Below are 13,113 nucleotides of genomic sequence, written 5' to 3'. Positions count from 1 at the left end.
GTTGTTCGACCTCGGTTCCGAGGTGGCCGTCGGACTCCGACTGTTCACGGCTTCCGGTCGTCCTCGACCGTCTCGTCCTCATCGCGTCGTCTCAAGACGAACAACAGTAGCAAGACGGCACTCAGTCCGCCGCCGACGGCGAGACCCGGCCAGGAAGCCGGCAGCCCCTCGCTGTCAGTCGTCGTGACACCGCCATCTGCAGGAGTCTCACCGCCATCAGGCTCCGGTCCAGCCGTCGTAGTGCCGTCGGCTGCCACGGCGTCTTCCGTCGGGCCGGTGACGACGAACTGCGAGAAGCCCGGGGTCTCGACCCGATAGACGTAGTGCGTCGCCGTCCGGTCGACGAGGGTCCCGGTCGCGGAGAAGTTCCAGGCAGTGCCGTTCCAGCGGGAGAACTCGACGGCCCCCGGGTCGGTACTCTCCGGGAGCGCGCGCCTGTCGACACGGTACCGGACCGCGGTGTCCGCAAAGCGTAGCGAGTCGTTGTTGCGGTGGGTCAGCCGGATGTACTGGAGGTTCTGTCGGCCCGGTGCCGGTTCGTGGACCGCCGACATCGGCGTCGGCGCGTGGGTGATGGCCATGTCGAAGGTGTCGTCGCCCGCTGTGACCATCCCGAGTTCGTCGACGGTCACCGCCTGCCGGCGCGAGCCGGGCTGTGAGACGTTGATTTCGAGCTGCCCGTCGGTGTCCACATTGAACGCGTCGACGCTGACGGTGGCGTTCACGGAGCTGTTCGTGGATACCTCCTGGACGAGGATGTAGCTTCGCTCGCTGGATAGCCAGACGGTGAGCTGCGGGCTCGACGGGGCTGCGGGCAACAGCTGGAGCTGGGCCTGTTTGTCCCCGCGACTGGTCGGCGTGAACGAGACGGGTATCGTGTGACGCTCACCGGGTTCGAGTGTCACCGGAAAGTCGCTGCCGACGGCGAAGGCTCCGGGCGTCTCCCCGACGAGATCGGACGACGAGATGGTGTAGCCGGTCCCGGAACTGTCGGGGTTGTACACCGTGAGGTTCATTCGGACCGTCTCGCCCACCGCGACGCGGCCGAAGTCGAGACTTCGACGGTCGATGCCCGGCTTGGGCCCGGTTCGGTTGCGGACGCTCACCGTCACCGACCCGGTCAGCGTGCGCCCGTCGGCCACTGCGACGAGGTCGACGTAGTGGCGTCCGGGCTCGTCGAACGCCGCAGTGACGGTCCGCCCGCTCCGGTCGCCCTCGCCGTCATCGTCGAGGTCCCACTCGTAGGTCGGCTTGGCGTCCGTCGGGAAATCGCCGCCGGCGGTCAGCGTGACGTTGCTGCCGACGACCACGTCGTTGCTGCTTGCCCGCGGGTCGAGCGTGAACCCGTTCGCCACCGCAGCGGTGTCCGTCTGCCCGGTCGATATCGGCTGACCGTCGACCGTCGCGTCGGTCAAGGTCGCCGTGTAGCTCCCCTCGGTAGTCACAGCGACGGTCGCCGCGTACACCGTATCACCGTCGGCCGTCGTCGTCGCGTCGAACGTCGACAGCGAGCGTGTGGCGTTCTCGGGGCCCTCGACACTGACGTTGAGCACGTCAAGCGCGGCTCGCGAACGGACCGAGACACGCAGTCCGTCGGCCGTCTCGGACAGCGTGAACTGCTCCGGCGGGACGACCGACTCGACGGTGGCGGTGGTTGACTGCCCGTCGGCCCCATCGTTGCCGGCATCGTCCGTCGCGGCCGTCAGCTCGGCGGTGTACTCGCCCCCTATCGCGGGGTCGTAGCGGGTCGTGTAGGTGTAGCCGAAGACGCGATCGGACTCGGTGAACGCGTCCGTCGTGAGCGTCGCCACCTCGGGCCCGTCGAGAGTGGCCTCGACGTACGCCAGCGGTACGTCGCTCCGGACGGTCAGTTCGACCGACCCGTTCGTTGCGGACGCCGCGAACCCGTCGATATTCGGTTCGCTGGTGTCACCGTCGTCGGTGCTGGACGAGACAGTGCTGGCCGAGGCGGTGTCGACGGTGACGGTATCGGTCTGTCCGCCCGCACCGTCGTTGCCGGCCGCGTCGACCGCCGCGGTCAGCGCTGTGGTGTAGTCGCCGTCGCTGCTCGCGCCGTAGGTGGCCGTGTAGGTGTACGTGTCCCCGTCGACAGCCTCGCTGAACGCGCCAGTCGAGAGGGTGGTCGATTCCGGGCCCTTGAGGTCGGCCGTGACGGTCGCCAGTTGCTCGTCGCTCTCGACGGTGACGGTCACGTCCCGGCCGGTCGGGTTCGTCGCCGAGAGGGCGTCGACGGTCGGTGCGGTGACATCGGCAGTAGTGAAGTTAAGCGTCGTCGAGTCGGTGAAACCGGCGTAGGCGTTGCCGGCCGTGTCCATGACGGCACCCGAATCGACGGTGACGTAGTAATCGGTGGCGCCGTCTAGCGTCGTCGTTGGGTCGGCCGTAATCGTCTTGCTCGATGCGCTCACCCGACTCGTGGTCACGTCTATCGACTCGACGGTCGTGTCGTCACTGGCGCTTTTCACCGCGATAGCGCCGCTTCCAGTCTGTACGTCCTCACCGAAGGTCAGCTCTATCGTGGTGTCGTTTGCCACTCCGCCGGCGCCGTCGGTCGGTGAGCTACTCGCGGGGTCGCTCGGGGCCTGCCGGTCGGACAGCGTCGTGGTCACCGTCACGCCGCCGGCCATCGCGTTGCCGGCGCCGTCGTAGATTGCACTCCCGTCGACCGGCCCGACATCGATCGACTCGTCGCCAGAGGCAGTGCCCGAAACCGACAGCGAGACCCGGAGCGTGGTCTCCCCGCCGGTCGTCGAACTGCCGTCAGTCCGGGTGACGCCGTCGACGCTGACACCGCTCACCGAGCCGTCGCTGTCACCCGACTGCGTCGCCTCGAAGTCGCCGGCGACGAGCCCGCCGGTGCCGTCGGCATTCTCGTAGACGCTCTCGCTGAACGTGACATCGACGTAGCTGTTGTCCGACGACACCGTCCCGCCGGTGACGGTCGGTGCCGTCGTGTCCGCGGTCGTCTGGTCGAGTTTCGGGGCCAGCTTCGCGTTGCCACCGTCGTCCGCAACCACGTACACGTCGTACGACGTGGCCTCGCTGAGACCGGAGGCCGAGAACGTCGTCTGGACCCCGGCCGAGATACTGCCGCTCCCGCTGTCCGCCGGGGCGTTCCCGTTCCCGTCGACGCCGGCTTTCACCTGCGACACCGAGGGCGCGGCCGCCCCGTCGTCTACGACGACGTAGTACCCGGTGCCGCTCTCGTCAGCGGTGAAGTCAATGTCGAACCCGCTCACACCGACGGAACTCGTCGACGGACCGGCGCTGAACGAGGGGGCCTGCTGGTCGGCCAGCGAGAGCGACCCCGTCGACTCGGTGTCGCTCATCGCGTTGCCGACAGCGTCGTACACCGACCGCCCGTCAGTCGGCTGTATGTCGACGGACTCGTCGCCCGACGGCGTCCCGGAGATAGACAGCGAGGCCCGAACCGTGGACTCACCGCCCGTGGCGTCAGTTCCGTCCGTCCGGGTGACTGCGTCGACGCTGACACCGCTCACGGAACCGTCGCTGTCGCCGGAGAGCGTCGCCGTGAGGTTGGCCGCGGTGAGACCGCCGGTGCCGTCGGCGTTCGCGTAGACGCCCTCGCTGAACGTGACATCGACGTAGCTGTTGTCCGACGACACCGTCCCGCCGGTGACAGTCGGCACCGCGGTGTCTGCGGTAGTGAAGTTCAGCGTCGTCGGGTCGGTGAAGCCGGCGTAGGCGTTACCGGCCGTGTCCGTGACGGCGCCCGAATCGACGGTGACGTAGTAGTCGGTGCCGCCGTCTAGCGTCGTCGACGGGTCGGCCGTCAGCGTCTTGCCGGACACGGTCACCTGCTGCGAAGTCACGTCTACCGACTCGACGGTCGCGTCGTCGCTCGACTGCTTGATGGCGATAGCGCCGGTTCCCGCTCGGATGTCCTCGGCGAAGGTCAGGTCGACGGCGGCGTCAGCCGCGACGCCGTCCGCGTCGTCGCTCGGCGACGTGCTGGCCGGGTCGCTCGGGGCCTGCCGGTCGGACAGCGTCGCGGTCGTGGTCGCGCTGCTTGACATCGCGTTTCCGGCGCTGTCGTAGATGGCGCTTCCGTCAGCCGGGGCGACATCGACGGTCTCGTCACCGCTCGCCGGACCGTTAGAGACCGTCACCTGGAGCCGGACGGTCCGCTCGCCCCCAGTTGTCGCCGCACCGCCCGTATCGGTGACGCTATCGACCGTGACGCCGGTCGCAGACCCGCCGTTCTGGCTCAGCGTCGCGTCGAAATCGTTCGCTGAGAGCCCGCCGGAGCCGTCCGCGTTCGCGTACGCGCCCTCGCTGAACGTTACCTCAACGTAGCTGTTGTCACCGACGGCGGTAGCGCCATCGAGAGTGGGGCTCGTGGAGTCGAGACTGTCGAGTCGCTGTGTGACGGTCGTCTGCCCCACGGCGATTCCCTCACTCGCCCGCGCATTGTACGTGTTCCCGCCGATTTCGATGTCGCCCGTGGCCTGGTTACTGTCCGTCGTCTCGACGTACCTGACGGTTCCGCTGCCGTCGACGTACACCAGTTCCTCTCGCGAGTCGCCGTAGAAATCGCCGGTCGCGACACCGGTCTTCTCGCCGGCCTTGTTGTCGCCGAGCCTTATCTTCGTGCCCCCGGCCAGGTCGAGGAGGGCCGGATAGCCGGAGCTGTCGATAACCGGGAACCGAACTTTCCCGTCATCGTCCAGGTCGACTGGTTCGCCGACACCGGCGTTCGCCCCACTCCCCGGCGTGTTGCTGGTGTCGAGTTTCTCGATGTCCGTGCCGCCGTTTTTGGCGCTGTTGTTCGTGTACTTGATAGCCGAGCTGTCGTCGAACCAGACGAGGTCCCTGACCCCGTCGCCGGTCACGTCGGCGGTCCCCATGTACGCCTTCGGCTTCGCGTCGAACTCCCCGTCGTTTTGGATTATCTCCGTCGGCGACGTGTCCGCGTCGACCCGGCCGACCCCGTTGCCCGTGGCGAGGTTGCTGTGTGTCACGTAGAAGATGTCGGGGTTACCGTCGGCGTCCCAGTCCCCGACAGCCAGTTTGTTATCCTTGGCTATCGTGTCTTTGACTAGTACATCGACAGTTCCGGTCTCGACGTCGACGACCTTCAGTGCCGGCCCGTTCGTCCCGTCGTCTTGCGTGTACGGCACCTCGAGGTTCCCGTCGCCGTCGTAGTCGACCGATGGACCGATGGCACGGATAGCGTAGGTCGACTCGTCGACGCCGGTGCCGACTTTCGTCCCGTCGTTTGCGACGATTGTTAGTTCGCCCGGCGCCGAATCCTGGACGTAGACGAACGCCGGGTCGCTCACGTTGCCCGCGGCCGCCGCCGTCCCGACCGGGGCGATAGCCAGTGTCATCCCCAAAAGCAGCACCGACAGACACAATGCCCGAAGACGACGCAGTTGATAGCTCTGTTCACCGTGCGACCCGGTCCCGCCTCGGCCCTGTACCAATTTCATCGTAAAGCTCCACTGTCACCGACAGCCCCGCAAGCGACGGTTCACTAACACCGCGGGAGTATCAGATAAAAGCCGTTATGGCCCAGTTCTCAGGCGTAAGATTCAGTTCGCGTGAAATCGACAGAAACGCCCGTTACCGGCCGGCGAGGAAGGTGACGGCGGTCCGCTGTTGCTCGATTTCGGTCTCCAGATGGTCGGCGAACTCGTCGAGAGGGATGTCGGTCTCCTCGCGCTCTTTGCGGTCGCGCACGGAGATGTTGCCCGCCTCTTCCTCGTTGTCGCCGATGATGAGCATGTACGGGACGCGGTCGTCGTGGGCGACCTGAATCTTCTTGCCGACGGTCCAGGAGCGGTCCTCTATCTCGACGCGGTAGTCGTCGAGCTCGTCCCGCAGCTGCTCGCAGTAGGGGATGTTGTCGTCGGAGACGGGGAGGATGCGGACCTGTTCGGGGGCGAGCCACGGCGGGAACTTCCCGTTGTAGTGTTCGGTCAACACCATGAAGAACCGCTCGTAGCTGCCATACAGCGCGCGGTGAATCATCACCGGGCGGTGGTCCTCGTTGTCCTCGCCCGTGTAGGTGAGGTCGAACCGCTCGGGCATGTTGAAGTCCAGCTGGACCGTGGGGCCGTCCCAGTTGCGGCCGAGGGCGTCCTCGAACGCGAAGTCGATCTTCGGGCCGTAGAAGGCGCCGTCGCCCTCCTCGACGACGTAGTCGATGTCCTGTTCGTCGAGGACCGATTCGAGCTGGTTCTCGGCTTTCTCCCATATCTCGTCGCCGCCGACGCTCTTCTCGGGGCGGGTGGCGAACTGGACGGTGTAGTCGAGGTTGAACGTGTCCAGCGTATCGAGGATGATGTCGACGGTCGCCAGCACTTCCTGCTCTATCTGGTCGGGCCGGACGAACAGGTGGCCGTCGTCGATGGTAAAGGCCCAGGTGCGGGAGAGACCCGATAGCTCGCCGCGCTGTTCCTTGCGGTAGACCTTCCCGTCCTCGAAGTACCGCACCGGGAGGTCGCGGTAGGACCAGGACTTCTGGTCGAAGATGGTCGCATGTCCCGGGCAGTTCATCGGCTTCAGGCCGTACTCCTCGTCGTTGACGTCGAGCAGGAACATGTCGTCGACGTAGTTCTCGTAGTGGCCCGACTTCTTCCAGAGCTCGGTGCGGAAGACGTGGGGGGTCTCTATCTCATCGTAGCCGGCCTCCCGGTTGAGCTGGCCGACGTAGTCCGACAGCTCGTTGAGTATCTTCTTGCCGTTTGGCTCGTACAGCGGGAGCCCCGGTCCCGTGGTCTCGTCGATGGAGAAGAGGTCCATCTCCTGGCCGATCTTCCGGTGGTCCCGCTCCTGGGCCTGCTGTCGCATCTCCAGGTACTCCTCCAGGCCGTCCTCGGTCGGGAAGGCCGTCCCGTACACCCGGGTCAGCGTCTCGTTGTCCTCGTCGCCGCGCCAGAACGACGCCGATATCTCCAGCAGCGCGAAGCCGCCGATTTCGCCGGTCGACTCGACGTGGGGGCCCTGACAGAGGTCGTAGAAGTCGTCCTGGCTGTAGAAGGAGACCGGGTCCTCGTCGGCGGCCTCGGTTTCGAGGATGTCCTGCTTGAACGGGTTGTCCTCGTAGCGGTCGAACGCCTCCTCGCGGGAGACCTCCTCGCGGACGATGTCGTAGTCGGCCTCGATGATGCGTTCGGCCTCGGCCTCGACGTCTTCGAGGTCGTCCTCGTCCAGGTCGACGCCGGTCACGTCGTAGTAGAAGCCGTCGTCGGTCCACGGTCCGATGGTCAGTGTCGCCTCGGGGAACTCCCGCTGGAGCGCCTGGGCGAAGACGTGGGCGGCGGAGTGGCGCAGCACGTCGACGTACTCGTCGCTCTGGGGTGTGACGATGACGAGTTCGACATCCTCGGTGAGAGGGGTGTGTTTGTCCACCAGGTCTCCGTCCACGACGCCCGCGACGGTGTCCGAACCGAGTCCCGGTCCGATTTCGTAGGCGACATCCTCGACCGTACTGCCTTCGTCCATCGAGAGCGTGGACCCGTCCGGCAGAGTGACCGTGACCGTGCTCATACCCACGCTACGTTAGCGGCCGGGGATAAGTGTATTGAGATGGGGGCGAGGGGACACTACCGCCGCTGGAGGGGGGTGGACTCCCCAGCGTCGGCGTCGTCCGTCCCGGACGCGGTTTCGAGCGCTCCCGCGGGAGCGAGCGGCGGCGTGTGTTCCACCGGTTCGAAGGCCCGCTGTTCCCCCGACGCCAGCCCGTCGAGGCGGTCCTCGACACAGCAGAAGGTGTCGCCGTCGTGGTGGGGAGTGACACAGCTGAGCTCGCCGTCCCGGTACTCCGCGAGCAGTACCGACGGGAGACGTAGCGCCCGGTAGCTGTCGCCGGTCAACGACCCGTCCACTTCGCGGACCTCCATCGCGGGCGCGAGCGAGCAGTCGTTGTGCCGCGCCCACTCCCGAAAGGCGGCCAGTCTGGTGACGAGGCGCTCGCCGACCGCGGTCCGGGTCGCGGCGATAGAGACCGGTATCTGGTGTCCACACACCTGCACGCGCCGTTCCCCGATGACGCCGTCCTCGACGAGGTCGCTGACCGCCTCCAGTGTCGCCCCCTGTTGTTTGCTGTATCCCTCCGGAAGTAGCGACCGAACGTACAGCTCCGCCCGGTCGGCCACCAGTTGTCGCTCACCGTTCATGACAATCAGAAATGACGACTGGCTGGCGCAAAAGTGTGTGCCATGACCAGCGAAGCCCCGTCGGTCGGGGGCCTCGAAGCGGACGGACGGGCTTCGTGTGGTGTGCCAACAGGGAGTACTATGTACCGTCGGGACACAGTTCCACGGGATGTACGACAACGTACTGGTCGCGACCGACGGGAGCGCCGGGACGACGGAGACGCTCAGCCACGCCGTCTCCATCGCCCGCGACAACGACGCGGTGGTACACGGGCTCTACGTCGTCGACCGGCGGCTGGTGCTGGCCGCCGAGAAGGACACGCAGGACGACGTGCGCCAGTCCCTGGAGGAAGAGGGCGAGGTCGCGCTCGACGACATCGCCGTCGGCGGGGAGGAGGCCGGCCTGTCGGTCGAGACGCGGATGGAGGAAGGAATCCCGCACAAAGTCATCGTGGAGTACGCCGAGACGGCCGACATCGACCTCGTCGTGATGGGGACCCACGGGCGCACCGGCCGCGACCGCGTGGCCAACCTGGGGAGCGTCACCGAGCGGGTCGTCGAGAACTCGCCGGTCCCCGTTCTCGTGGTCCACATCGACTAGTGGAGTCTCACGACTGATACTGCCGGCAGCACAGATTTACCACGGGGCCACGGAGGTAGGACAGAACACCCATGCCCGTCCCGACCGGCAGTGAGACCCTAGACAGCATCCTCGACGGCGGACTCCCGGAGAACCGGACGGTGCTGGTCACCGGCGGCCCGGGAACGGGGAAGTCGACGCTGGCCATGCAGTTCCTCGCCGAGGGGTTGGCCCGCGACGAGGACTGTCTCTACATCAGCACCGAACAGACCTTCGAGGAGCTCGACGACGCCTTCGCCGACTTCGCGTTCGACCTCGAACACGAGAACCTCACCGTTACGTCGCTGCACGCGACGCCCGGCCAGACCGTCGATAGCGGCGACGAGCGCGAGCTCACGCTGGAGACCCTGGAGGGCGGGAAGATGCTCGGGGGCGACTACTCCGCCCCCTTCGAGTCGAAGTACATCACGCAGTACCTCGAACGGTTCGCGCCCGCCGACCGCGTGGTGCTCGACTCCGTCTCGGGACTGTCGGCCATCGGCGAGGACCAGGACACGTTCCGGCGGACGCTGCTGGATTTCATCCGACTGCTGAACGACGAGTTCGGCGCGACGGCGCTGTTCACCGCCGAGGAGTCCCAGCCCGACGTGAGCCAGCAGGACGTAAAGACCGTCGCCGCCAGCGACGCCGTCCAGTTCAACACCCACGGCGTCCTCCGGCTCTGGCGGGAGAACGTCGGCGGCGACTACCACCGCTTCATCGAGGTCGTGAAGATGCGCGGCGTCGACCACGACACCCGCGTCCACGAGATAACGTTCACCCACGAGGGGCTGCGCATCTCGCCGCGGCTGCGGACCCACCCCGGTGAGTTCGTCCCCTCGGACCACATGTCGACGGGTATCGACGGCCTCGACCACCTCATGGGCGGCGGCATCGTCAAGGGCGGCACCCTGCTGCTGGAACACGACGGGCAGGCCAGCCCCCACTCCATCCTGACGAACCTCCTGGTCCAGTCCCACGAGGCGGGGATGCCGATAACCATCATCCCGCCCGTGGAACTGCCGCCCAAGCGGCTACGGACCATCATCGACGAGCGTATCGGCGACATGGAGGAGATGTTGGCAGACGACGACCTCTTCCTCGTCGACTTCGCCAACATCTGGGAGAACACCAAACGGAACGTGTTCAAACCCCAGGAGCACGACACCGACAACCCCGCCGCGGTCTTCCGGACCATCGACGACCGTCGGGGCGACCGGCCGATGTTCAGCGCCCTCAACGTCGAGGCCCAGCTCCCCGTGCTGTCCGACGACGAGCTCCGACAGATACGGTTCTGGGAGGAGGAGAACCTCTACCGGCCCGGCGACACCTCGCTGTACCTGTTCAACCCCGCGACACTGGACGACGAACTCGCCGCGTTCTACGAGAACGGCGCCTGGCAGACCCTCGAAACGTGGGTGACCGACAAGGGGCTGCAGTACATCGAACTCCAGAAGTCGCCGAGCGGGTTCATGGGGTCGACCCGCCTCGTGGAGTACATCGAGCGGGAGCCGTACATGCGGGTCCAGCAACCGCCCGGCGCGGGCAGCGCCGAATCGACGCTCGGTGACGGGGGCCGGTAATGGCGACCGACGCCCCGCCGCCCGGCTCGAACGTCATCGTGATGGCTCCCTCGCTCAGCGACGAGAAGCGGGAGATATGCCTCGACCTGCAGGACGCCGGCCCGCCCGAGCGCCTCGACGTGTTACACGTCACCTACTCCGACACCCCGACGGAACTCGTCAGCCGGTGGCGCGACCACCACGGCGGCCTGCCGGGCCGGATGGGCATCGTCGTCGTCGGCGACCAGCCCGGCGGGCGTTCGGGCGACGACGGCGTCCCCGAGAACGTCTTCGTCACGACGGCGAACCCCAACGACATCACGGGGCTCGGGATGCGGCTCAACAACTACCTCAACGACCACGACGACGACAGCCAGCTCGTCGCCTGTTTCGACTCGATGACGGAGATGCTCCAGTTCGCTGAGCTCAAACCCGTCTTCAAGTTCCTCCACATGTTCGCCGGACAGCTCCGGGACGCCGACGCCGTCTCCCACTTCCACCTGGACCCGGGCGCCCACGACGAACAGACCATCAGCCGCCTGAAGCCGCTGTTCGACGACGCCGTCGACCTGATGTAGCCGACCGCCCCGTCTCCGAGACCCCGCGGCGCTGTCAGCGAGTCTGGCTCAGCAGGAAGCCGACGCCGGCGACCAGCACCACGACGCCGGCCAGCAGCAGGTCGCCGTTCCCGAGGAGGGGACCGGCCACGAGCAGCGCCCAGGCGACGGCGAAGACGCCGTGAGCTATCGCGAACAGCCGCCGGCCGCGCAGGGCGAAGACGACGGTCCCGAGCGCGAAGCCGGCGGTCAGCGTCACGGCCGAGAGCGCGACCGGGCTGACGGTCAGCCCGCCGACGGGGACCGGGGCGACCACCGGCGCGGCGAGAAAGAGGAGCCCGGCCAGCCCGACGAGCGAGCCGACGGCGACCGGCCCGGCTTCGAGGTCCAGGCCGGTCATAGGAGCCGGTAGCTCCCGCCGGACTCGCTGGCCCGACCGGCCCGGACGAGCTTCGCCAGCGCCCGCCGGGTGTAGTCGGCCGGCACGTCGCGTTCCTCGGCGTAGGCGACCACGTCGGCCTCCGTGGGCGCCTCCAGGTCGCGAAGGGCCGCGAGGACGGTCTCCTTGCGGCTCCGACCGCCGCCGGCCCCCTGCCCGGCGCGGTCGGCGGCAGCGGCGACGGCGTCGCTGTCGACGCCCGACGCCTCCAGGTAGGTGTCGTCGTCGACGCCCGACGTCTCGACCTGGCGGTCCATGTCGGCAAAGGAGTCGAGTTCGGCGAAGGCCTCCCCGTGGTCCTGCCGGTTGGCGAGCATCGACGCCCGCACCTCGCGGGCGTGGTCCTCATCGTCGGTCTCGACGAACGTCCGGCGTTTGGCGTGCTGGCGCCGGCTCCCACAGCGGGGACACTGGCTCGTCTCCGGCCGCCCCTCGACGACCCAGAGGGCGCTGCACTCGCTACAGCCGACGACCGCGTACATACATCCTGGTAGGGCGGGTTCGCGGTTGAACGTTCGGATTGGTGCGTGCCAACGACTGTCCCACCGGCTTCGGGGACAGTACATTTACAGCCGACGGTAGCGACGGGGTGGTATGGACTGGTCGCGGGACTGGCTGAGCGCCCGGGCGACGATACTGTTACCGACGCTCGTCGCGGTGCTGTCCTTCGCCACTGGCGTGGCCAACATCACCGCGCCGGTGGGCGGGTTCCTCACGCGGTACATCCCCGAGAGCTTCCAGCTCGCGGTGGGGTTTACCGGCGCGCTGACCGGGTTCACGCTGCTCGTCGGCGTGACCGGGCTGCGCCGCCGGCTCCGTGTGGCCTGGTACCTGATGGTCGCCCTACTCCCGGTGGCGGCGGTCCAGGGCGTGGTTCAGACCTCGCGGCTCTCCGTGCTCTCCCTGCCGCTTGTCGTCCTCTCGCTCGTGTCGCTGCCGACGCTGCTGGTCAACCGGCACCGGTTCGACCGCGACCTCGACCTCTCGACGGCCCAGCTCGCCGCCGGCGCCGCGCTGCTTGGCGCGCAGGTGTACGGCACCGTCGGGACGTGGGCGCTTCGCGAGGAGTTCAACGGCGTCTCGACGCTGACCGACGCGTTCTACTACACGCTCGTAACCGCCAGCACGGTCGGCTACGGGGACGTGACGCCGGCGACCGACCGGGCGACGCTGTTCGGGATGACGGTGGTGGTGCTGGGGACGGCCAGTTTCGCCATCGCGCTGGGGACCCTGCTGGGGCCCGCCATCGAAAAACGCCTCTCGGAGGCACTCGGCAACATGACTGATGCTCAACTCGACCTGCTCGAGAACCACGTGGTGGTTCTGGGCTACGGCGACCTGACGGAACCGATACTCGACGAACTGGCCGGGGCGACCGACTTCGTCGTCGTGACGCCGGACCCGGATAAGGCGGCCAGGCTCCAGCAGCGCGACATCGCCGTGCTGACCGACGACCCCAGCGACGAGGCCCCCCTAGAGCGGGCCGGCATCCACGAGGCGCGGGCGGTCGTCGCCGCCACGAACGACGACGCCCAGGACGCGTTGGCCATCCTGACGGCCCGCGCGCTCAACCCCGAACTCAACATCGTCGCCGCCGCGACCGACCGCGAGAACGTCGAGAAGCTCCGCCGGGCGGGGGCCGACACCGTCATCAGCCCGGCCGTCATCGGCGGCCACCTGCTCGTCCAGTCGGCGCTGGGCCGCGAGGGCATGGAATCGGTCGCCGACCACCTGCTCGACGTCGAGGACGAGAGCGACCTGTAGGACCGGTTTCGTCAGCGACCGCTCGGGC

Annotated in this window: 9 protein-coding genes; 4 read left to right on the top strand and 5 right to left on the bottom strand. The window is 67.4% G+C overall.

The features are described 5' to 3' along the window. Positions 1-44: 44 nt before the first annotated feature. The 3 genes from NJQ98_RS15795 to NJQ98_RS15785 all read right to left on the bottom strand — a co-directional run bounded on the left by NJQ98_RS15795 (position 45) and on the right by NJQ98_RS15785 (position 8,165). Positions 45-5,372, bottom strand: a complete 5,328-nt coding sequence (locus NJQ98_RS15795) for an Ig-like domain-containing protein (RefSeq protein ID WP_262180415.1) — start codon at positions 5,370-5,372, stop codon at positions 45-47. Positions 5,373-5,607: 235 nt separating this feature from the next. After that, complete coding sequence (gene thrS, locus NJQ98_RS15790) at positions 5,608-7,536, bottom strand: threonine--tRNA ligase (protein WP_262180413.1); 1,929 nt, start codon at positions 7,534-7,536, stop codon at positions 5,608-5,610. A gap of 56 nt (positions 7,537-7,592) precedes the next feature. Continuing rightward, complete coding sequence (locus NJQ98_RS15785; RefSeq protein ID WP_262180411.1) at positions 7,593-8,165, bottom strand: HTH domain-containing protein; 573 nt, start codon at positions 8,163-8,165, stop codon at positions 7,593-7,595. 148 nt (positions 8,166-8,313) lie between these two features. Between NJQ98_RS15785 and NJQ98_RS15780 the strand changes: the two genes are divergently transcribed. The 3 genes from NJQ98_RS15780 (at position 8,314) to NJQ98_RS15770 (ending at position 10,903) form a co-directional block, all read left to right on the top strand. Continuing rightward, positions 8,314-8,745, top strand: a complete 432-nt coding sequence (locus NJQ98_RS15780) for a universal stress protein (RefSeq protein WP_262180409.1) — start codon at positions 8,314-8,316, stop codon at positions 8,743-8,745. 71 nt (positions 8,746-8,816) lie between these two features. Beyond that, the gene (locus tag NJQ98_RS15775; RefSeq protein ID WP_262180408.1) at positions 8,817-10,346 is read left to right on the top strand and encodes a DUF7125 family protein; all 1,530 of its coding nucleotides are present in this window, start codon (positions 8,817-8,819) and stop codon (positions 10,344-10,346) included. Beyond that, a complete protein-coding gene (locus tag NJQ98_RS15770) occupies positions 10,346-10,903 on the top strand; it encodes a DUF7504 family protein (protein WP_262180407.1) in 558 nt (185 codons plus the stop codon). Before NJQ98_RS15775 ends, NJQ98_RS15770 begins: the two co-directional genes overlap by 1 nt. 34 nt (positions 10,904-10,937) lie before the next feature. Here the strand turns inward: NJQ98_RS15770 and NJQ98_RS15765 are convergent, their stop codons facing one another. After that, positions 10,938-11,282 carry a hypothetical protein gene (locus NJQ98_RS15765; RefSeq protein WP_262180405.1) on the bottom strand — a complete coding sequence of 115 codons (345 nt, stop codon included), beginning with the start codon at positions 11,280-11,282 and terminating at the stop codon, positions 10,938-10,940. Next, the gene (locus NJQ98_RS15760; RefSeq protein WP_262180403.1) at positions 11,279-11,803 is read right to left on the bottom strand and encodes a DUF5817 domain-containing protein; all 525 of its coding nucleotides are present in this window, start codon (positions 11,801-11,803) and stop codon (positions 11,279-11,281) included. Before NJQ98_RS15760 ends, NJQ98_RS15765 begins: the two co-directional genes overlap by 4 nt. A gap of 112 nt (positions 11,804-11,915) precedes the next feature. Between NJQ98_RS15760 and NJQ98_RS15755 the strand changes: the two genes are divergently transcribed. After that, on the top strand, positions 11,916-13,085 hold the full coding sequence (locus NJQ98_RS15755; protein WP_262180401.1) for an NAD-binding protein: 1,170 nt from the start codon (positions 11,916-11,918) through the stop codon (positions 13,083-13,085). The last annotated feature ends 28 nt before the right edge of the window (positions 13,086-13,113 follow it).

The sequence above is a fragment of the Haloarcula laminariae genome (assembly GCF_025457605.1).
In the GTDB taxonomy this organism is placed as follows: Archaea; Halobacteriota; Halobacteria; order Halobacteriales; family Haloarculaceae; genus Haloarcula; species Haloarcula laminariae.
The sequence above is the reverse complement of the archived record's forward strand: the minus strand, read 5'-3'. Positions and strand labels throughout refer to the sequence as shown.